Genomic DNA, 19378 nt, shown 5'->3' on the forward strand with positions numbered 1-19378 from the left:
CACGGAGCGGCCGACCATCGCCAAGGCACCCCACCAACCCCGAGTCGCACCACCACTACATCAGTAGTAGAGGCTTCCGGCGGCTATAGCGACCACATTTCTCTACTGCGGGTGTCGCATACCCCTACCTCGGTAGCAGAGGCTCCCGGCGGCTATAGCGACCGGATCCCTCGACTGCCGCTGGTCCCTTGCACTTCGGGCAACTCGCGATATATCGTGACTGAACGCGATACAACGCGATATAGCCCTGGCGAAGGAGTCAGCATGAGCGAGCAGTGGGAGATCACCGGTCCGAAGGTGCTGGACATCGGTGACGAGCACGAGCGGGTCGAGGCGCTGGACGTCGGCCTGGTGGCCGGCCGGGTCGATGTCGTCACCCACGACGACTCGCCGACCGCACGGATCGAGGCGCAAGAGATCGAGGGTCGTCCACTGCGGGTGACCTGGGACGGGCGCATGGTGCGGGTGACCCACGTCCAGCCCGAGCACGGCACCATCTGGGAATCGCTCAAGGCGTGGGGGTCGGACGAGCGTGCTCGCGCGGTCGTGTCGATCTCGGTGCCGAGCGGCACCCAGGGCAGCGTGTCGACCGTCAGCGCCGAAGCGGTCGTCAGCGGGCTACGGCATACCGCAAAGGTCAACACGGTGAGTGGCGACCTCACGATCGACGACCTCGAGGGCGATATCGACGCCCACACCGTGTCCGGGTCGATCGAGGGCCTCGGCCTGCGCGGCAGCTTCACGGGCAACTCGGTCTCCGGTTCGATCACCGTGCAACGCAGCCGGCTCGACCCGATCCGGCTCAACACCGTCTCCGGCGATCTCACGATGGACCTCGAGCAGTCCGACGCCACCGTCAGGTCCAGCTCGGTGTCCGGTGATGTGACGCTGCGTCTTGCACCGGGCACCGGTTATGCCGTGCGCGTCACCACCATGAGCGGGACGGCGGTCGTGGACGGACGCAAGATCACCGGCATGCTCGGCAAGGGCGGCACGTTCACCGAGGGCAACGGCGGCCTCAAGGTCAAGGCCAACTCCGTCTCCGGCAATGTCACCATCCTGCGCGGCGGTCACGCCGACGCGGGCGCCACGCTCGCCACGGACCCGACATGAGCCCGGTCTTCGCCCACGGGCAGCTGCGGCTGTACCTCCTCGCCCTGCTCGCCGACGGACCGCGCCACGGTTACGAGATCATGCGCGGCCTCGAGGAGCGCTTCGACGGGCTCTACTCCCCCAGCGCTGGCACGGTCTACCCGCGGCTGGCCAAGCTGGAGGAGGAAGGCCTGGTCCGGCGCACCGACGAGGGGCGCAAGGCGACCTACGCGCTCACCGATCAGGGGTATGCCGAAGTGTCGGCTCGCAGCGGTGATCTCGGTGATCTCGAGGACGACCTGGACCGGTCGGCGCAACAGCTCGCTGCGCAGGTGCGCGCCCGGGTGAGCGGCCGGTCGAAGGACCTGCGGGCCGAACTCAAGGAGGCGGCGCGACAGGCGCGGCAACAGGCCACGCCCATCTCGACCGATCGGGCACACCACGGCCGCACCGACGAACAGCTCGACGTGGAGCGGCTCGCACAGGAGGTGCGCGCGACGGCGCGCCGGATCGTGCGGGACCGCCGGGTGGAGGAACAGGTCGTCGGTCAGGTGCGCGACCTGCTGGCCCAGACCCTGTCCGTGCTGGAGGGCCTCAGCCGGCGGTGAGCACCAACTTGCCGAAGACGTCGCCGTCGATCATCGCGGCGAAGGCGTCCCGGGCCTGATCGAGCGGACGGACACTGTCGATGACCGGCTCGATCTGGCGGGACCGCACGAACGCGAGCAGCTGCTCGAGCTCACGCCGAGTGCCCATCGTCGAACCCTGAATTCGCATCTGCTGGAAGAAGATTCGCGTCAGCTCGGCGTGATCGGGGGCGTCACCGGAGGTCGCACCAGCGATGACGACGGTGCCACCGGGCCGCAGCGACTTGATCGAATGCGACCAGGTCGCCGCCCCGACCGTCTCCAGCACCGCGTCCACCCGCGCGGGAAGTCGTTCGCCCGAGCCGTATGCCGCATCCGCGCCGAGTTCGACCGCGCGCTCACCGCGCGCTTCGTCCCGGCTGGTGACCCACATCCGCAGGCCGGCCGCCGCACCGAGCTGCACCGCGGCCGTGGCGACGCCGCCGCCGGCGCCTTGCACCAGCACCGTGTCACCGGGGCGCACTCCGGCCTGCACGAAGAGCATCCGGTAGGCGGTCAGCCAGGAGGTCGGCATACAGGCGGCATGGTCGACCGGCATACCCTCGGGCAGCGCCAGGAGGTTGGCGGCCGGCACCCAGACCTGTTCGGCGAGGGTGCCCGGGTAACGCTCGGACAGCAACGAGCGCTTCGGGTCGAACGTTTCGTCGCCAACCCAACCGGGTGAGGCGATGACCGAGTGGACGACGACGGCGTGGCCGTCATCGGTGATGCCGGTGGCGTCGCAGCCGAGGATCATCGGCAGCCGGTCCTCGGGCAGCCCCACTCCGCGCAGCGACCAGACGTCGTGATGGTTGAGCGCCGCCGCTCGCACCGACACCCGCACCCAGCCGTCCGGGGCCTTCGGTGGGTCGATGTCGCCGACCTCGAGAGCGGCGAGCGGGTCGGACGGGTTCAGGCGGGCGGCATAGGCGGCAAGCACCCGGCCAGGCTAACCGGAGCGCCGGGTCCGCCACCTGCGCGCGGCGAAAAGTGCCCGCTCGGCGGGAGGGACGGAGTGGTTCTCAGTAGGCGCCGTCGCGGGAGAGGACCGCGCGCACCGTCTTGATCATGATCAGCAGGTCGCCGGACAGCGACCAGTTCTCCACGTAGTAGAGGTCCTTGCGCACGCTTTCCACCTGGCCGAGGTGCGAGCGCCCGCCGACCTGCCACGGCCCCGTCATACCGGGCTTGACGTTGAACCGCCGCTGGACGTGGTCCTCGTAGCGCTCCACCTCGTGCGGCAGCGAGGGCCGCGGCCCGACCAGCGACATCGTGCCGCGCAGGACCTCGAACAGTTGCGGTAGTTCGTCGATCGAGTAGGTGCGGATGAAGCGGCCCACCCGGGTGACCCGCGGGTCGTCCTTGAGCTTGAAGAGCGTCTCGTTGGCGGCACCATTGCGGGCTTGCAGGTCGGCCAGACGGGCCTCGGCATCGACCACCATCGAGCGGAACTTGGTCATCCGGAAGGGCACGCCGTCCAGCCCGACCCGGGTCTGGCGGAAGAACACCGGCCCGCCGTCCTGCAGCCGGATCGCGAGCGCGGTCAGCAGCAGCACCGGGGTGAGCATCAGCAGCAGGGTCGCGGCGGTGACGATGTCGAAACCCCGCTTGGCGGCGTATTTGGGCCCGGTGTAGCGCGGCACCTCCACGCTCATCAGCGGCATACCCTCGACCGGGCGCCAATGGATGCGCGGGCCGGCGATATCGGTGATGGTCGAGGCGAGCACCAGACGCATCGGTGTCCGCTCCATATCCCAGGCGAGTTGCCGCATCGCCGACCGCGGGATGCGCGAGTGCCCGGCGACGATGACCGCGTCGATGCGGCGGCCGGTCGTGTGGGCCAGCACGGTCGCCAGCGGCCCGAGCTGCGGCACCCGCGTGCCATTCGGCAGGACGTATGCCGGATCCGGCTCGCCGGTCGCGACCGCGGCCACCTGATATCCGACCTCGGGGCGTTCGGCGATGATCTCGGCGACGTCGTCGACCTCGCTGGCGGAGCCGATCAGCAACACCCGATCCATGAACTGCCCACGCACCCGGCGCCGGTAGAGGTAGACGCGCATGACATTGCGGTGTAGCAACAGCAGCGCGAGGCCGAGCCCGAGCGCCATCAGCAAGAAGCCGCGGGCGATCGAGATCCGCACGATCACACAGCCCACGGCGAACGCGCCGAAGGCTGCGAAGGTCGCGCGCACGACGCGTCGGTATTCCTCGCCGCCGACCCCCAGCACCTCGGGGCGATAGGACTGCATGCCGAGGAGCGCGAGCAGCCAGGCGAAGGACAGGACCGCAGCGAGCAGGCCGTAGTTGGGAGCGACGACAGCGGCGGCCGCCTTGGTGTCGCCGAGGTTGCCGAACCGGACATAGGCCGCACTGAAGGATGCGATGACGACGCACGCCAGGTCACCGGCGATGAGCCGCGGGACGAGGATCCGCTCCCAGCGGCTGGTGGTCACGCTGACGGCGCGCGAGGACGCGGTGGGTCGCTGATCGATGATCACGACTACCGCCCCCTTTTCGGGCACGCCCCCCGAGGCATGCCGCAGCTCCACCCTTGCACTGCTGTTGCGCCCGCAGACATGCCTGATCGGGGCTTCTTGACCAAACCTTTACGGTTTGATGACCGTTTTTATAGCAGAGCACCATGGCGTGGTGGTAGGCCTTTGCTGAATTCGGTGTGGCCTCAGTGCTTTGCCAGGCCGCTGCGCTGCAGCGCCGCCCGCCAGTCCGCCAGCGCCGGCCAGGCCTCGTGGGCGAGCACGCTGTATGCCGGCCGTGGGGCTGCTGTGGGGTAATCGCGCGTTGCGATCGGCTCGACCCGCTGTGGGTCCAGCCCGGCGAGCCGCAGCACCTCGCGGGCGAAGCCATGCCAGGTCGTGTCCCCCGCGCTGGTGGCGTGGTAGTAGCCACCGGGGCGCCCCGACTCGGCGAGCGCGATGACCGCGGCGGCGACATCCCCCGCCCACGTCGGCTGACCCCGCTGGTCATCGACGACGCTCAGCGTTTGGCGCTCGGCAGCCAGCCGCAGCATGGTCGCGACGAAGTTGGGCCCGTGCGCGCCATACAGCCAGGCGGTCCGCACGACATAGGCGTCCGGGTGCGCCGCTCGCACCGCCCACTCGCCGGCCGCCTTGCTCCGGCCGTATGCCGACCGCGGCGCCTGCGGGTGCTCCTCGGCATACGGGGTGGTTGCCTCGCCGTCGAAGACATAGTCGGTGGAGATGTGCACCAGCCGAGCGCCGCTCTCGCGCGCCGCGAGCGCCAGGTGGTGAGCGCCGACGGCGTTGACCGCGAAGGCGGGCGCCTCCTCGGACTCGGCCCGGTCGACTGCGGTGTAGGCCGCACAGTTGACCACGACGTCATGACCGGCGACGGCGCGACGCACAGCCCCGAGGTCGCGGATGTCGCACTCCCGCGCACCGACACCCGTGAACGGCTCGCCGCGCGCGGTCAGCCGAGCCACCACCTCGGTGCCGAGCATCCCTCGCCCGCCGGTGACCAGCCAGCGCGTCATGGCGACTGAATCCGTTGTGAGAGAGCGTATTTCGCCTCCGTCGCCGCCTTCATCGGTCGCCACCACGCCTCGTTGGCGCGATACCACTCGATGGTCGCGGCCAGCCCGTCAAGGAAGTCGCCGAACCTCGGCTCCCAGCCCAGCTCCTCGCGCACAAGACGCGCGTCGATCGCGTAGCGCAGGTCGTGTCCGGCTCGGTCGGTGACCTGGTCGAAGGCATCCGCTGGCTGCCCCATCAGCTCCAGGATCGTCTCGATCACCGTGCGGTTGTCGGCTTCGCCGTCGGCACCGATCAGGTAGGTCTGCCCGACCCGGCCGGCCTCGATGATCGCCCACACGGCGGTGTTGTGGTCATCGACATGGATCCAGTCGCGCACATTGCGGCCGGCGCCGTAGAGCTTGGGCCGCTGCCCGTCCAGGATGTTGGTGATCTGGCGCGGGATGAACTTCTCCACGTGCTGGCGCGGACCGTAGTTGTTGGAGCAGTTGGAGATCGTGGCCCGCACGCCGAAGGACCGCACCCACGCGCGCACCAGCAGGTCCGAGCCGGCCTTGGTCGCCGAATAGGGCGAGCTCGGGTTGTATGCCGTGTCGGGGGTGAACTTGCCCGGGTCGTCCAGCGCCAGGTCGCCGTAGACCTCGTCGGTGGAGATGTGGTGATAGCGCACGTCGTGCCGCCGCACGGCCTCCAGCACGGTGAAGGTGCCGACCACATTCGTGTGCACGAACGGGCTCGGGTCGGCGAGCGAGTTGTCGTTGTGCGATTCGGCGGCGAAGTGCACGACGACGTCCTGATCGGCGACCAGCCGGTCCACCAGCGCCCCGTCGGCCACGTCCCCCTCGACGAAGGTGACCTCGTCGAGCACGCCGGCCAGCGACGCGAGGGAGCCGGCATACGTGAGCTTGTCCAGCACGGTGATCCGCACGTCGGGGCGCGTCCGGCGAGTCAGCTGGACGAAGTTGCTGCCGATGAAGCCCGCCCCACCGGTCACCAGGATGCGCACCCGCTGAGACTAACCGCGGCCCTAGGATTCGTGCCCATGAAGGGGATCATCCTGGCCGGGGGGACCGGGAGCAGGTTGCATCCGATCACCCGCGGCATCAGCAAGCAGCTCATGCCGGTCTACGACAAACCGATGATCTACTACCCGCTGTCGACGCTGATGATGGCCGGGGTGCGCGAGATCCTGGTCATCACCACGCCCACCGACGCTGAGCAGTTCCGCCGCCTGCTCGGCGACGGCAGCCAGTGGGGCATCGAGTTGTCGTATGCCGTGCAGCCCTCGCCCGACGGTCTCGCGCAGGCCTTCCTCATCGGGGCGGATTTCATCGGCGCGGACAGCGTCGCCCTGGTGCTCGGCGACAACATCTTCCACGGCGCGGGCCTTGGCACCCGGCTGCGCGACAACGCCGAGGTGACCGGCGGGCGCATCTTCGCCCACCGGGTGCCCAACCCGAGCGCCTATGGCGTGGTCGAGTTCGACGACGCCGGCGGGGTCGTCTCGATCGAGGAAAAGCCGGCCGAGCCCAAGTCGTCGTATGCCGTCCCCGGTCTCTACTTCTACGACAACTCCGTCGTCGAGATCGCCCGGTCGTTAACGCCGAGCGCGCGCGGCGAGCTGGAGATCACCGGTGTCAACGACGCCTATCTGCGCCGCGGTGAACTCACCGTCACCGTGCTGCCGCGCGGCACCGCGTGGTTCGACACCGGCACCTTCGAGGGGCTCATCGCCGCCTCGCAGTTCGTGCACATCCTGCAGGAGCAGCAGTCGCTCAAGGTCGGCTGCGTGGAGGAGATCGCCTGGCGCGCCGGCTGGATCGACGACGCGCGCCTCGCCGAGCTCGGCGACGAACTCGCCAAGAGCGGGTATGGCGCCTACCTGCACCGGGTGCTCGCCGAAGGCGGCCGCTGATGCAGATCGAGCCGCTGCGGATCGATGGGGCGTATGTCGTCACGCCCCGCCAGTTCCCCGACGACCGCGGGGTTTTCCTGGAGAGCTTCCGCGCCGATCACTTGGCGGAACAGCTGGGACATCGGATGCAGGTGCGGCAGACCAATATCTCGGTGTCAGCGCGCGGCACCGTGCGCGGCGTGCATTTCGCCGAGGTGCCGCCCTCGCAAGCGAAATATGTGACCGCGGCGTCCGGGGCGCTGCTGGACTTCGTCGTCGACCTGCGGGTCGGCTCGCCCACCTTCGGGAAGTCGGAGTCGGTGCTGCTCGATGAAAACAACCGGCGCGCGGTCTATCTCGCCGAGGGCCTCGGCCACGCCTTCGTCGCCCTCGCGGACCACACCACCGCGGTCTACCTGTGTTCCCAGGTCTATGCCCCGGCCCGGGAGCACGGCATACATCCGCTGGACCCCGCGCTCGGGCTGGCGATCCCGGACGACATCACGCCGACGCTGAGCCCCAAAGATGCGACCGCGCCGACGCTGCGGGAGGCGGCCGAGACCGGCCTGCTGCCTCGGTTCGAGGACTGCCAACGGTTCGCTGCGGACCTGCGCGGTTAGGTCTCCGTCGGGTGACACCCACCCGGCGTTGTGCCATCGTGCCGGTCCGGGTGCCAGGATGACCCCCACCACCCGCGAGGTTCGCACCCTCGTTCCGACGCATCACTTGAGGAGTCGCCCATGACCTCCGTTTCGTTCCGCCGCCGCACCGCGCTCGTCGCGGTCGCCGCGCTCGCCCTGCCGCTCACCGCCTGCGGCTCGGACACCCTCAACACCGGCGGCGGTGGCTCGTCCTCCGGCGGCGGTGCCACCGGCCAGGTCACGGCCAGCAAGGACGACTCGCTCGCCGCCAAGGTCCCGGCCGCGGTGAAGTCCAAGGGCACGCTGACCATCGGCAGCGACGCGTCCTATGCGCCGAACGAGTTCCTGCCGGTCGGCAGCCAGACCATCACCGGCATGGACGTCGACCTGTTCAACGCGGTCGCGGCCACCCTCGGGCTGAAGACGAACTGGCAGAACGCCAAGTTCAGCAACATCATCCCGGGCCTCGGCACCAAATATGACGTCGGCGTCTCCTCCTTCACGATCAACAAGGAGCGCCTGCAGACGGTCACGATGGTCAGCTATCTCACCGCCGGCGTGCAGTGGGCGGTGCCGAAGGGCAACCCCAAGAAGATCGACCCGACCAACCCGTGCGGGCTCACCGTCGGGGTGCAGACCGGCACCGTCGAGCAGGACGAGCTCAACGCGCTCAACAAGGCCAAGTGCAAGTCCAAGCCGATCAAGATCGTGCCCGAGGACGACCAGACCAAGGTCAACCTCGACCTGCAGACCGGCAAGGTCGACGCGATGAGCGCCGACTCGCCCGTCACCCAGTACGCGGTGAAGCAGAGCAACGGCAAGCTGGAGACGGTCGGTGAGGTGACCGAGGCGGCGCCATACGGCATTGTCCTGCCCAAGGCGCAGACCGACTTCGGCACCGCGATCGCCGGTGCGCTGGACGCGCTGAAGAAGAACGGCACCTATGACAACATCCTCAAAAAGTGGGGCCTGAAGACCGGCGCCGTCGACAAGTTCGAGGTCAACCCGCAGGTCTCCGGCTGACATGAGTTCCGCACCCGACACCCTCGACCGGCCGGGCGAAATCAACGCCCGGCCGGTCCGGCACCCCGGCCGATGGATCGCCATCGCCGTGCTCGCGGTCCTCGCCGCGATGCTGATCAGCTCGTTCGTCACCAACGCCAAATGGGACTGGCCGTTCGTGTGGCAGGTGATGAAGTACAAGCCGGTCATCACCGGCCTGCTCGCCGGCACGATCCTTGGCACCATCGGCGCGATGATCATCGGCGTCGTGCTCGGCGTGCTGCTGGCGATCATGCGCCTCACCGACAACCCGGTGCTCAAGGGCGCGTCCTGGCTGTACATCTGGTTCTTCCGCGGCATCCCGCGCTACGTGCTGCTCATCGTGATGAGCGTCGGCATCCTCTATCTCTACGACACCCTCACCATCGGGCTGCCGTTCTTGCCGGTCACCTTCTTCACCATCAATGTCAAGACCTTCTCGACCGGTCTGTTCGTCGGCATCCTGGCCCTCGGGTTGTCCGAGGCGGCCTATATGGCCGAGATCGCGCGCGCCGGCATCCTGTCGGTGGACAAGGGCCAGGATGAGGCGGCCTGCGCACTCGGCATGAGTAAAGGCCTGTCGATGCGCCGGGTGATCCTGCCGCAGGCGATGCGCGTCATCGTGCCCCCGACCGGCAACGAGACCCTGTCGATGGTCAAGGACACCTCGCTGCTCGTCGCGGTCCCGGTGACCAACGAGATGTTCTTCCAGGCCCAAGCGGTGTCGCAGGCGACCTACAAGGTGATGCCGTCGCTGATCGCCGCGGTGATCTGGTATCTCATCGTCAGCACGATCCTGGGCATGGGCCAGTCCTGGCTGGAGCGGCACTTCGGCCGCGGCTTCGGCGCCCAGACCTCGGTCCAGAACGACACCCGGGTGAAATTCCTGGGCCTGCGCGGAGGTGGCGGCAATTGAGCACCCAGTCTGAGAGCGCGCGCCCGCTCGTCGAGGCGATCAATGTCACCAAGGCCTTCCACGGCAACGAGGTGCTCAAGGGCATCGACCTGCACGTGAACCCGGGCGAGGTCGTGTGCCTGCTCGGCCCGTCCGGCTCGGGCAAGACGACCTTCCTGCGCTGCATCAACCAGCTGGAGACGATCAACGGCGGACGCATCTTCGTCGACGGTGAGTTGATGGGCTACCGCGACCAGGGCGGGCAGCTGTATCGCTTGAAGGACAAGGAGATTGCCGCTCAGCGTCGCGAGATCGGCATGGTCTTCCAGCGGTTCAACCTCTTCCCCCACCGCACCGCGTTGCAGAACGTCATGGAAGCCCCCGTGCACGTCAAGCGGCAGAAGGCCGCGACCGTGCGCGCCGATGCGCTGGCCCTGCTCGATCGGGTCGGGCTGGCCGATCGCGCCAACCACTATCCCTCCCAGCTGTCCGGTGGTCAGCAGCAGCGGGTGGCGATCGCGCGGGCGCTGGCGATGCAGCCCAAGTTGATGCTCTTCGACGAGCCGACCTCGGCGCTCGACCCTGAGCTGGTCGGCGAGGTGCTGCTCACCATGCGCGAGCTCGCCGAGGGCGGTATGACGATGATCGTGGTCACCCACGAGATCGCCTTCGCCCGCGATGTGGCCGACCGGGTGGTCTTCATGGACGGCGGCGTCGTGGTCGAGCAGGGCCCCTCCCGCGAGATCATCGCCCGGCCCCAGCACGAACGCACCAAGAGCTTCCTGCGGCGCATCCTCACCGAGCAGGACGAGACGCCGGAGGCGCACCCCGACGCGCCCGACGCCGGCATACCGGCACATCTGCGCAAGCATTCGTGAGATTCGGTATGGCGGTCGTGCGCGGCCGTTCGATGGAGCCCACCTATCGCGACGGGGACCGGGTGCTGGTGCGGTATGCCGGCCGCCCCCGCCCCGGGCGGGCGGCTCTCGTGCGGCTGCCACCGGGACCGGACGGCCCGCGGCCGCTGGCGATCAAGCGGCTGGGCCGCCATACGCCCGAGGGCTGGTGGATCGAGCGGGACAACCCGCGTGAGGGGGTCGACTCGTGGGCGGTCGGCGCGATCCCGCAGGCCGATGTCGTGGCGATCGTGCTGTGCACCGTCCCACGGGTCGGATTCCGCCCGCCCTGGCGCTGACCGCGGTGAGGATGCGGAGTAGGTTCGTGGACGGAAGCGCCCGCCGCTGCCGGACGGGCGATCAGCCAGCAGAAGGAAGGACCTCCATGTTCCGCCGCTTCTTCGCTCCGACCGTCGACGTCAGCGCCCACTGCGACCTGCCGTGCGGTGTCTACGACCCGGCGCAGGCCCGCATCGAGGCCGAGTCGATCAAGGCCATCGACAAGAAGGTCGCCGACAACAACGACCCCGACTTCCGGGTGCGCGCCGCCATCATCAAGGAGCAGCGCTCGCAGCTGGTCAAGGAGCACCTGTGGGTGCTGTGGACCGACTACTTCAAGCCGCCGCACTTCGAGAAGTACCCGCAGCTGCACACGCTCGTCAACGAGGCGACCAAGCTCGCCGGCGCGTCGGGCACCAAGGGTTCGTTCGATGAGTCGGTCGCTGACGAACTGCTCGCCAAGATCGCCGAGATCGACAAGATCTTCCAGGAGACCAAGCAGGCCAGCTGAGCCACTCGGCAAGGGCGGGAGTCGTGATCGACTCCCGCCCTTGTTCATGGCAGGGCCGGGTATGCCGTCCGGTGCGGCTCTCGTGCGAACCGCCCTCGGGGCACTAGGTTTTGCACGTTACCGGGCCGAACCCCAGCCCGGCCGAGGTGAAAGGGCGACGAGGTGAGCCACATTCACGAAACCCCAGACAAGGCCCCGCCGGCCAATATCGGCTTGCTGGTCGCCGCCGGAATCTTCCTGGTCATCCCGATGCTCGGGCTGCTGCCGGTCGGGCTCTATTCGAAATACGAGCCCAAGCTCGGGCCCTTCCCGTTCTTCGTGTGGTACCAGCTGATGTGGGTCTTCCTCACCGCGGCCTGCACGAGCATCGCCTACGTCCTGGTGCAGAAGGCGCGTCCGCACGTGCCGATGACCCCGGTCGATGAGCAGGCACGCCGATGAGCACCCTCCTGCCCGCGGCAGCCAACCCCTCCACGCCCAACACCGGCATCAACACGGTGGCCCTGACGATTTTGGTCATCCTCTTCCTGCTCGTCACGGTCCTGGGTTTCATGGCCGCGCGGTGGCGCCGGGCGGAGTCGATGGACTCCCTTGACGAGTGGGGGCTCGGCGGCCGGTCGTTCGGCACCTGGATCACCTGGTTCCTGCTCGGCGGTGACCTCTACACCGCCTACACCTTCGTGGCGGTGCCGGCCGCGATGTTCGCCACCGGTGCGGCGGCGGGCTTCTTCGCGGTGCCCTACACGATCGTCGCCTACCCGATCATCTTCTTCTTCATGTCGCGGATGTGGTCGGTGAGCCACCGGCACGGCTATGTCACGCCGGCCGACTTCGTGCGCGGGCGTTATGACTCGCGGGTGCTGTCGCTGGCCATGGCGGTCACCGGTTTCGTCGCCACGCTGCCCTATATCGCGTTGCAGCTGGTCGGCATCCAGGCCGTGCTCGAGGTGTCGGGCGTCGGCGGTGGCGGCAACTGGCTGGCGAAGGACCTGCCGCTGATCATCGCCTTCGCGGTGCTCGCGGCATACACCTATTCCTCCGGCCTGCGGGCGCCGGCGATCATCGCGTTCGTCAAGGACATCCTGATCTACCTGGTGATCATCGTCGCGATCATCTACCTGCCGATGAAGATCGGCGGCTGGGGTGAGGTGTTCAGCGCGACCAACGCCAAGACGACCGCCGCCACCGCGGCCAAGCCGTTCAGCGACCTGGTCACCGACAAGCAGCAGTGGACCTATGTCACGCTCGCCTTCGGTTCGGCGATGGCGCTGTTCATGTACCCGCACTCGATGACCGCGGTGCTGTCGTCCAACAGCCGCCGCACGATCCGGCGCAATGCTTCGATCCTGCCGGCCTATTCGTTCATGCTGGCGATGCTCGCGCTGCTCGGCTGGGTGGCGATCGCGGCCAAGACCAAGCCGATCGGCCTGGACGGCAAGCCCAACGCGCAGCTGGTGATCCCGCAGCTGTTCGAGGACCAGTTCCCCAGCTGGTTCGCCGGGGTCGCGTTCGCGGCCATCGCCATCGGTGCGCTCGTGCCGGCGGCGATCATGTCGATCGCGGCGGCCAACACCTTCACCCGCAATATCTACAAGGAATGGCTGCGCCCGAGCGCGACCCGGGAGGAGGAGGCCAAGGTCTCCAAGCTGGTGTCGCTGGTGGTCAAGGTCCTGGCGGTGCTCTTCGTCCTCGGGCTGGACAAGCAGAACGCGATCAACCTGCAGTTGCTGGGCGGCATCTGGATCCTGCAGACCTTCCCGGCGATCGTCGCGGGTCTCTACACCCGCTGGTTCCACCGGTGGGCGCTGCTCGCCGGCTGGGCGGCCGCGATGATCTACGGCACCTATAAGGCGTATGGCGTCGCGAACCCGGTCACCAAGGTCAAGCACTTCGGTGGCTCGGCGGCCGAGATCCCCGGCTTCGGTCACCTGGGCTATATCGCGGTGACCGCGCTGGTGCTCAACGTCATCGTGTCGGTGCTGCTGACCGTGGTGTTGCGCGCGGTCAAGGCTCCAGCCGGCGTCGATGCGACCCGCACGGCGGACTATTTCGTGGACGAGGGCGACCCGCGGATCGACTTCTACGACGCCGACCCGTATGACGACCAGCCCGCGCCCGGCCGGGCCTGAAGCCTGAAGCGACCCGATCGCCGGGGTGCGGACCGCAGCGGTCCGCACCCCGGCGTCGTCATACCCGCTGGTCGACTTCGGTGACGACGGCCAGCATGTCGACCACATCGGGGTCGTATTCGTAGCCCAGGCCGAGCGTGAGCCGCTCGAGCGCGGCGGCCCGCGCGTCGGGGCGGCCCTGGGTGAAATCGTCGTAGGCGTTGCACACCTTGAGGATGCGGGCGGCGAGCGGCACGGTGACGTCTTGCTCGCGGACCAGGTGGTATGGCGTCGCCTGCTGGTCGACGATCTCGGCCACCTGCTGCAGACCGCGTGCGTTGCGGACGATCGCGGCGCCCTCGTGGGCGATGCGCGCCTGGTCGGCGGGTGCGGCGTCGACGGTCGCGCCGCGCGGGATGGGTTCGGTCAGTGTGACCTGGCCGATGTCGTGCAGCAGGCCGGCGTCTTCGAGTGCGATGAGCTCGGCCCGGGAGTGGAAGAACTGTTCGCCGACGAGGCGCGACAAAGTGCTCACCCGGGTGCCGTGGCCGGCCGGGGTGTAGCCGGCAACCTCGGTGAGCTCGGACAGCACCATGATCGCCTGGCGGCGGCCCCGCTCGACCCGGGCCTGCTGGCGCAACACGATCCACAGCAGCACCAGCGGTGAGCTCATGATCGGGATGGCGAGCAGTCCGAGCGGCACCATGCCGAGCGCGATCGCCGCGGCGGTGGTGACCAGACACAGCCAGACCGGGCCGGAGCTGGCGACCAGCCGGCGCACCCGCCCGCGCCACCGCATCGGCGACTCGGGCCGATCGAGGGCGAAGGCGAGCAGGTCGACCAGTCCGGCGGCACATCCGGCGACCAGGATCATCCCGACGCTGCGCCACCGCTCCCCCTCCCAGGCGGGATAGAGCATGAGCGCGCTCTGACCGTTGCTGAGGGGCAGATCGCGATAGACGGCCGCCGCCACGAAGACGCTCACCGTGCGCGTGGCGACTTCGCCGAGGGCTAGGAGTGCGCCGGTGCGGGCGCGCAGCACGAAGGCCCCGACGAGGCAGCCGAGGCCGGCGCCGACGGCGATCCCCGGCGCGGTGATCGCATCCAACTCCGGCCGGTCAGCCAGCGGCGCGACGGCGAAGGCCAGCGAGACCGCGGGAGTCATCGGCGAGATCACCTGGCCGCCCGGCAACTGCAGGTGGAACTGCATGCTGATCGCGCAGGCGGCGATGAACGCCCAGATCGCCGACCAGTGCACGTCACCGTGGACCGGTCGCTGGATCTCGACGAAGAAGCCGAAGACCATCACCAACGCGGCCAGCACCACCATGAGGCAACGCAGCCGCCGGAAGCGGCTCATGTGGCCGCCTGTGGGGTGCGGCCGATGATCGCGTCGGCGACATCGGGACGGTCGTGATCGAAGGGATCGGGCCGCAGCAGCTCGACTTCCTTGAGCGCGTCGATCAGCCGGCCGTTGTCGACCACGGCGGCGAGGGCGTCGACCAGCTGGGGGTCAAGGCGGGTGCCGGCGGCGAAGCGCGTCGCGGCGAGTGCGGTGCGGAATCGCGCCGGGTCGTCGGCCGCGGTGGCCCGGGCGAGCTCAGCGGCGAAGAGGTCGCCGACTGCGAGCACCCGGGCGAGCAGCGGGATGCGCTCGCCGGCCAGGCCGAAGGGATATCCCGAGCCGTCCCAGCGTTCGTGGTGGGCCTGGACCGCGGGCAGCGCGTCGTGCAGGAACTCCAGTTGGGACAGCATCTCGACGCCACGTTGCGGGTGCGCGAGCAGGTTGATGCGCCGCTGCGGCTGGATCGCCTGGTGCTGGTGCAGCGGGCGCACCAGGCCGATGTTGTGCAGTCGCGCGGCGGCGTTCAGCTGGATCATCTGGGCATCGGAGAGCCGCAGATGGGCGCCGAGCACCTCGCAGATGCGTGCCACCACTCCACTGCGGCCGGCCCAGTGCGGATTGCGCGCCTCGACCGCGGCGATGAGCGTGGTCACGGTTTCCTCGCGGGTCGACTCGTCCGCCCGCAAGCCGCTGTATGCCGCTTGGGCGAGCACCAGCGGACCGAGCATCACCGGGATGGTCGCCGGACCGAGGCCGGCGCCCACCCACAGCACCACGATGAGGAAGGTGATCAGCCCGCCGCCGTAGTACGGCACGGCCGAAGCCTGACTGAAGTCCCGCCAGGCCCGCATCGCGTTGGTGTCGCTGGTCGTCGTCACGATCAGCACCAACAGCACTGCATTGGTGATGAGCATGGCCGTTGTCGCCACTGTCAGCGGCCAGACCAACTCGAAGAACAGACTGTCGACGGTCCCGCCCTCGACGCCCCCGACGACGAGATAGGCCACGCCTCCCAACAGGCCCGTCCACCCGCTCATTGCCGCGTTGTAAGCGCGTCCGTCAAGCGGCGTGCGCGAGAGCACGAGCCCCGGTCCGGCGATGCCGACGATCGCTGCGCCGATCGGCCCACACAGCACGACGGCGACGCCGATCATGACCGAGCTGAGCGACATCGCCGCCAGCCGCGTGACACCCGCCTTGCCGGATTCGGCGGCCACTGCGATAACAGCTAGGACGACCACCGCCAGCGGGTAGTCCACATCGACGCCAACTCGCAGGAGCAACACCAGGGCAGCAAGAAGTGCCGCGGTCGTGCAAATCACGACCGCGGCACCACGCACCGTCCGGCGAGAGTTGCGCCGTCGGATCTGGGCCCGCTCCGGGCGCCCGACCTCCTCGTCGGCGGTGACTTCGCCGATCAGGAGAGGGTCAGGGGACGCCAGGTGAGAACGCTCTCGGCGTCCGCGCTGGGACGCCAGGTGAGAACGCTGTCGACGTCAGCGGTGGGACGCCAAGTGAGAACGCTCGACACCGGGCGCCAAGTGAGGACGGAAGAGGCGGAGGGTGCGGAGGAGCGCACGCTGAAGGAAGTAGTCATAGTGAACTCTTTTCTCACAGAGGAAGACACGGTGGCGAAAACCGTGCGCATGATGATTATTTCAGATATAGAGGTGGGTCAACATAACGTCCTATTGTCCTTGTCATTTCTTGACCAAATCTTGAACCTCCGGGGTGCTCGGCGGACTGTGGGACACTAGAGCACCGGTCCGCGCGCCCACCAAGGCGGCGGACTCTCGCATGGAGCAACAGGAGGCACGATGAGCAAGCGCGCTCGCAAGCGTCGCTCGCGCAAGGGCAAGGGCGCCAACCACGGCAAGCGCCCCAACGCCTGAGCGTCGACCGCAACGAAAACGCCCGCCCCGCGAGTTCGCGGTGGCGGGCGTGTTTCGTTGGTGGGCCTACTCGTAGCGGCGGACCTGGACGGTCGTCACCTGCACCGAGATCTGGGCCATGATGCGAGTGCGCAACTCGGCCGGTGCCGACTCACACTGGCACGAACGCCGCACCAGCGCCTTCATCAGCAGGTCCCGCTCGTATTCATTGAGGCACGGCGGGCAATCCTGCAGGTGCGCCGCGAGCGCCGCACGGTCGTCGTCGGTCAACTCACCGTCGAGGAATTCGTAGAGGTGCTCCAGGTAGGACGCGCAATCGGCGTGGTCGTCGAAGATCATGAGCTCGCGCCCTCCGTGATGAAGCCACGTTCGAGGGCGTAGTCGGTGAGCTTCTCGCGCAGCAGTCGCCGACCACGGTGCAACCGCGACATCACGGTGCCGATCGGCGTGTCCATGATCTCGGCGATCTCCTTGTAGGCGAAGCCCTCCACGTCGGCGAGGTAGACCGCCAGCCGGAAGTCCTCGGGGATCTCCTGCAAGGCCCGCTTCACGTCGGAGTCGGGCAGGTGGTCCAGCGCCTCGGTCTCGGCCGACCGCAGCCCGGTCGAGCTGTGTGCCTCGGCCCGGTGCAGCTGGTAGTCCTCGATCTCTGCGGCATCGGACTGCTGCGGCTGCCGCTGACGCTTGCGGTAGTCGTTGATGTAGGTGTTCGTCAGGATCCGGTAGAGCCAGGCCTTGAGGTTGGTGCCGGGCTTGTACTGGTGGAAGGCCGCGAACGCCTTGGCAAAGGTCTCCTGGACCAGGTCCTCGGCGTCGCTGGGATTGCGGGTGGTGCGCAGCGCAGCCGAATACAACTGGTCCAGGTAGGGCATCGCGTCGCGCTCGAACCGAGCGGCCCGCTGCTCCGGGGTCTCGCGCTCGACGTCGACGGCGTCGCCATCCACCTGCACCAGCTCGTCGGCCGGCGTCACGTCGGGAGTGTCACTGCTCATCGCCTGCAAGCCTAGCCCGGCGCGCCGACTCTCCGGTCCGCGCTGCCCGGTCGCCCAGGTCGGTTGCTCGGTCTGGCCCAGCACCGGTGGGGTCACCAACACGTGCGTGCGCTCCTTTCGACGTGACTGTTCCCCCGCTGCAACAGGCCCGCCCGGGGTGTCATTCCCGCGGCGTCGCCGCCAGGATCTGCGACACCGCCGCGAGCACCCCGTCCGCCGCACGGCTGAAGCTGTGGTCACCGGGAACGGCATACACCGGTATGCCGGGCAAGGCGGCCCGCAACTCCTCGGGTCGGCCGAAAGGATCGCGGGCGCCCTGCACCACCGACACCGGTATGCCGGCCGCGGCGGCTCCCAGCACCTCCTCGGCTCGCGATTTGTCCGGGCGGCCCGACGGATGCAGCGGGAACGACAGCGCCAGCACGGCGCGCGCGCCGAGGTCCGCCGCGGTGCGGCAGGCGACCCGCGCCCCCGCCGACCGGCCACCCACGACGAGCGGCCCGGGAAGCCTGCCGCGCCCCGTGGTCAGGGCGTGCAGGATCGGCACCCAGCCCGCGTCGAGGGTCTTGGGCGCGGGGGCAATCCGGCGCCCAGCGACCCGCCACGGCATCTCGACCCGCACGTAGCACCAGCCCTCGTCAACGACCGCGCGCAGCGCCTCCAGGTCGGGCGACTCGATGCCGCCGCCGGCACCATGCCCGAGCACCAGGCTGCCGACGGCGGCCCCGCGCGGTCGCTCGACGTGCGCCCTCGCCATACCCGTCGGTGTCTCGATCTGCCTGGCCCGCAACACGATTCAGCCTCCGATGAGTTCGCCGGTGGCGGGGTCGACCACGCCCCGCAGGTCCGACTCCGGGGCCGGGTCGAGCAGCCGCGCACCGTTGTTGCGACCGGAGCTCACCGCAGTCGTCACCGGATAGGCCTCGAACCGGCCGGGCGGCATACCCTCCAGCATCCCCGCGATCTCGTCGGTGTCGGTCACCTCCGGATCGAGCCAGTGCGCCCAGCGGTCGGGGTCGAGCACCAGCGGCTGCCGGTCGTGGATGCGGTCCAGGCCGGGCTCGGCGGCCGTCGTCACGATCGCGTAGGTGGTGAGCCAGGCGTCCGGGTCGTCGTCGGCGAGGGAGCGATCGCGCCAGAACTCATAGACCCCGGCGAAGGCGCACGGCCGGCCGTCCTGCCGCTTGACGAAGAAGGGTTGCTTGCGCGGCTTGCCCTTGGCATCGGTGACGGTCGGGCTGGCCTGCCATTCATACCAACCCTCGGCCGGGACGATCGCGCGCCGGGTGTGCGCGGCCTTGACGAAGGCGCCCTTGGTCAGCAGCGTCTCGGCGCGCGCGTTGATCATCCGCAGGCCCACCTTGACGTCCTTGGCCCAGCTCGGCACCAGCCCCCAGGTCAGCAATCGCAACTGACGCACCGGGTCGCCGTCGCGGTCCTCGCGGGGCGCCCGGGTGAGCACGACCGGGGCCTGCTTGGTCGGCGCCATATTCCAGTCGGGTGTGCCGGCGGGCGGCTCCTGCGGGTTCTTCAGGATCGACCGCGCCGGCTCGTCGGTTGCGTCCAGGTCGATCTCGAAGTCGTCGACCAGATCGTCGGGTGAGAAGCTCGCGGCATACCGACCACACATGGACCTCAGCGTAGGCGGCGGGCC

The 19378-nt window shown here is 68.8% G+C and carries 22 protein-coding genes; 12 read left to right on the top strand and 10 right to left on the bottom strand.

What is annotated here, in order from left to right; genetic code table 11:
- Positions 1-264 precede the first annotated feature (264 nt).
- Positions 265-1113: a DUF4097 family beta strand repeat-containing protein gene (locus G9U51_RS11540; RefSeq protein WP_166197077.1), complete on the top strand. Its 849-nt coding sequence runs from the start codon at positions 265-267 to the stop codon at positions 1111-1113.
- Positions 1110-1700 (top strand): PadR family transcriptional regulator, encoded by a 591-nt coding sequence (locus G9U51_RS11545; RefSeq protein WP_166197078.1) that lies wholly within the window; start codon positions 1110-1112, stop codon positions 1698-1700. Before G9U51_RS11540 ends, G9U51_RS11545 begins: the two co-directional genes overlap by 4 nt.
- Here G9U51_RS11545 and G9U51_RS11550 read toward each other — a convergent pair.
- From G9U51_RS11550 to rfbB, 4 genes are all read right to left on the bottom strand, one after another.
- The gene (locus G9U51_RS11550; RefSeq protein ID WP_166197079.1) at positions 1687-2658 is read right to left on the bottom strand and encodes a zinc-binding dehydrogenase; all 972 of its coding nucleotides are present in this window, start codon (positions 2656-2658) and stop codon (positions 1687-1689) included. The genes G9U51_RS11545 and G9U51_RS11550 overlap by 14 nt on opposite strands.
- An 82-nt stretch (positions 2659-2740) precedes the next feature.
- Positions 2741-4219 carry a sugar transferase gene (locus G9U51_RS11555; RefSeq protein WP_166197080.1) on the bottom strand — a complete coding sequence of 493 codons (1479 nt, stop codon included), beginning with the start codon at positions 4217-4219 and terminating at the stop codon, positions 2741-2743.
- Positions 4220-4401: 182 nt separating this feature from the next.
- Positions 4402-5232 (bottom strand): dTDP-4-dehydrorhamnose reductase, encoded by an 831-nt coding sequence (gene rfbD, locus G9U51_RS11560; protein ID WP_166197081.1) that lies wholly within the window; start codon positions 5230-5232, stop codon positions 4402-4404.
- On the bottom strand, positions 5229-6236 hold the full coding sequence (gene rfbB / locus G9U51_RS11565) for a dTDP-glucose 4,6-dehydratase (protein ID WP_166197082.1): 1008 nt from the start codon (positions 6234-6236) through the stop codon (positions 5229-5231). Before rfbB ends, rfbD begins: the two co-directional genes overlap by 4 nt.
- A gap of 36 nt (positions 6237-6272) precedes the next feature.
- Here rfbB and rfbA point away from each other — a divergent pair, with 36 nt between their 5' ends.
- The 9 genes from rfbA to mctP all read left to right on the top strand — a co-directional run bounded on the left by rfbA (position 6273) and on the right by mctP (position 13516).
- Positions 6273-7145 (top strand): glucose-1-phosphate thymidylyltransferase RfbA, encoded by an 873-nt coding sequence (rfbA, locus tag G9U51_RS11570; protein WP_166197083.1) that lies wholly within the window; start codon positions 6273-6275, stop codon positions 7143-7145.
- Positions 7145-7744: a dTDP-4-dehydrorhamnose 3,5-epimerase family protein gene (locus G9U51_RS11575; RefSeq protein WP_166197084.1), complete on the top strand. Its 600-nt coding sequence runs from the start codon at positions 7145-7147 to the stop codon at positions 7742-7744. The genes rfbA and G9U51_RS11575 overlap by 1 nt, the downstream gene beginning before the upstream one ends.
- Before the next feature lie 120 nt (positions 7745-7864).
- Positions 7865-8788 carry an ABC transporter substrate-binding protein gene (locus G9U51_RS11580; protein WP_166197085.1) on the top strand — a complete coding sequence of 308 codons (924 nt, stop codon included), beginning with the start codon at positions 7865-7867 and terminating at the stop codon, positions 8786-8788.
- A 1-nt stretch (position 8789) separates the two neighbouring features.
- Positions 8790-9722 carry an amino acid ABC transporter permease gene (locus G9U51_RS11585; protein ID WP_166197086.1) on the top strand — a complete coding sequence of 311 codons (933 nt, stop codon included), beginning with the start codon at positions 8790-8792 and terminating at the stop codon, positions 9720-9722.
- On the top strand, positions 9719-10579 hold the full coding sequence (locus tag G9U51_RS11590; protein ID WP_166197087.1) for an amino acid ABC transporter ATP-binding protein: 861 nt from the start codon (positions 9719-9721) through the stop codon (positions 10577-10579). Before G9U51_RS11585 ends, G9U51_RS11590 begins: the two co-directional genes overlap by 4 nt.
- Positions 10576-10896: a S24 family peptidase gene (locus G9U51_RS11595; protein ID WP_328823449.1), complete on the top strand. Its 321-nt coding sequence runs from the start codon at positions 10576-10578 to the stop codon at positions 10894-10896. The genes G9U51_RS11590 and G9U51_RS11595 overlap by 4 nt, the downstream gene beginning before the upstream one ends.
- 86 nt (positions 10897-10982) lie before the next feature.
- The gene (gene sodN / locus G9U51_RS11600; protein WP_166197088.1) at positions 10983-11387 is read left to right on the top strand and encodes a superoxide dismutase, Ni; all 405 of its coding nucleotides are present in this window, start codon (positions 10983-10985) and stop codon (positions 11385-11387) included.
- A 162-nt stretch (positions 11388-11549) separates the two neighbouring features.
- Positions 11550-11828, top strand: a complete 279-nt coding sequence (locus G9U51_RS11605) for a DUF3311 domain-containing protein (protein ID WP_207948250.1) — start codon at positions 11550-11552, stop codon at positions 11826-11828.
- Positions 11825-13516: a monocarboxylate uptake permease MctP gene (mctP, locus tag G9U51_RS11610; RefSeq protein WP_166197089.1), complete on the top strand. Its 1692-nt coding sequence runs from the start codon at positions 11825-11827 to the stop codon at positions 13514-13516. Before G9U51_RS11605 ends, mctP begins: the two co-directional genes overlap by 4 nt.
- Positions 13517-13574: 58 nt before the next feature.
- On the opposite strand, the gene G9U51_RS11615 is transcribed toward mctP, so the two are convergent.
- Together G9U51_RS11615 and G9U51_RS11620 are read right to left on the bottom strand one after the other, a co-directional pair.
- Positions 13575-14855, bottom strand: a complete 1281-nt coding sequence (locus tag G9U51_RS11615) for an HD-GYP domain-containing protein (RefSeq protein ID WP_166197090.1) — start codon at positions 14853-14855, stop codon at positions 13575-13577.
- A complete protein-coding gene (locus G9U51_RS11620; RefSeq protein WP_166197091.1) occupies positions 14852-16126 on the bottom strand; it encodes an HD-GYP domain-containing protein in 1275 nt (424 codons plus the stop codon). Before G9U51_RS11620 ends, G9U51_RS11615 begins: the two co-directional genes overlap by 4 nt.
- Positions 16127-16657: 531 nt before the next feature.
- Between G9U51_RS11620 and G9U51_RS18025 the strand changes: the two genes are divergently transcribed.
- Entirely contained in the window at positions 16658-16732 is a 75-nt protein-coding gene (locus G9U51_RS18025; protein ID WP_370587309.1) for a 50S ribosomal protein bL37, read from the top strand.
- Positions 16733-16798: 66 nt separating this feature from the next.
- Here G9U51_RS18025 and rsrA read toward each other — a convergent pair whose 3' ends face one another.
- The 4 genes from rsrA to G9U51_RS11640 form a co-directional block, all read right to left on the bottom strand.
- On the bottom strand, positions 16799-17071 hold the full coding sequence (gene rsrA, locus G9U51_RS11625) for a mycothiol system anti-sigma-R factor (RefSeq protein ID WP_166197092.1): 273 nt from the start codon (positions 17069-17071) through the stop codon (positions 16799-16801).
- A complete protein-coding gene (locus G9U51_RS11630) occupies positions 17068-17724 on the bottom strand; it encodes a sigma-70 family RNA polymerase sigma factor (protein ID WP_166197179.1) in 657 nt (218 codons plus the stop codon). Before G9U51_RS11630 ends, rsrA begins: the two co-directional genes overlap by 4 nt.
- Before the next feature lie 160 nt (positions 17725-17884).
- Complete coding sequence (locus tag G9U51_RS11635; RefSeq protein WP_207948251.1) at positions 17885-18481, bottom strand: alpha/beta hydrolase family protein; 597 nt, start codon at positions 18479-18481, stop codon at positions 17885-17887.
- A 39-nt stretch (positions 18482-18520) separates the two neighbouring features.
- Positions 18521-19354, bottom strand: a complete 834-nt coding sequence (locus tag G9U51_RS11640; RefSeq protein WP_166197093.1) for an SOS response-associated peptidase — start codon at positions 19352-19354, stop codon at positions 18521-18523.
- Positions 19355-19378 lie beyond the last annotated feature (24 nt).

Source organism: Metallococcus carri (genome assembly GCF_011440275.1).
Classification (GTDB): domain Bacteria; phylum Actinomycetota; class Actinomycetes; order Actinomycetales; family Dermatophilaceae; genus Metallococcus; species Metallococcus carri.

Coding starts and splice junctions, on each gene's coding strand:
- G9U51_RS11540 (WP_166197077.1), top strand. CDS start 265: ATGAGCGAGCAGTGGGAGATCACCGGTCCGAAGGTGCTGGACATCGGT.
- G9U51_RS11545 (WP_166197078.1), top strand. CDS start 1,110: ATGAGCCCGGTCTTCGCCCACGGGCAGCTGCGGCTGTACCTCCTCGCC.
- rfbD (WP_166197081.1), bottom strand. CDS start 5,232: ATGACGCGCTGGCTGGTCACCGGCGGGCGAGGGATGCTCGGCACCGAG.
- rfbA (WP_166197083.1), top strand. CDS start 6,273: ATGAAGGGGATCATCCTGGCCGGGGGGACCGGGAGCAGGTTGCATCCG.
- G9U51_RS11575 (WP_166197084.1), top strand. CDS start 7,145: ATGCAGATCGAGCCGCTGCGGATCGATGGGGCGTATGTCGTCACGCCC.
- G9U51_RS11580 (WP_166197085.1), top strand. CDS start 7,865: ATGACCTCCGTTTCGTTCCGCCGCCGCACCGCGCTCGTCGCGGTCGCC.
- G9U51_RS11585 (WP_166197086.1), top strand. CDS start 8,790: ATGAGTTCCGCACCCGACACCCTCGACCGGCCGGGCGAAATCAACGCC.
- sodN (WP_166197088.1), top strand. CDS start 10,983: ATGTTCCGCCGCTTCTTCGCTCCGACCGTCGACGTCAGCGCCCACTGC.
- mctP (WP_166197089.1), top strand. CDS start 11,825: ATGAGCACCCTCCTGCCCGCGGCAGCCAACCCCTCCACGCCCAACACC.
- G9U51_RS11615 (WP_166197090.1), bottom strand. CDS start 14,855: ATGAGCCGCTTCCGGCGGCTGCGTTGCCTCATGGTGGTGCTGGCCGCG.
- rsrA (WP_166197092.1), bottom strand. CDS start 17,071: ATGATCTTCGACGACCACGCCGATTGCGCGTCCTACCTGGAGCACCTC.
- G9U51_RS11630 (WP_166197179.1), bottom strand. CDS start 17,724: ATGAGCAGTGACACTCCCGACGTGACGCCGGCCGACGAGCTGGTGCAG.
- G9U51_RS11635 (WP_207948251.1), bottom strand. CDS start 18,481: ATGGCGAGGGCGCACGTCGAGCGACCGCGCGGGGCCGCCGTCGGCAGC.
- G9U51_RS11640 (WP_166197093.1), bottom strand. CDS start 19,354: ATGTGTGGTCGGTATGCCGCGAGCTTCTCACCCGACGATCTGGTCGAC.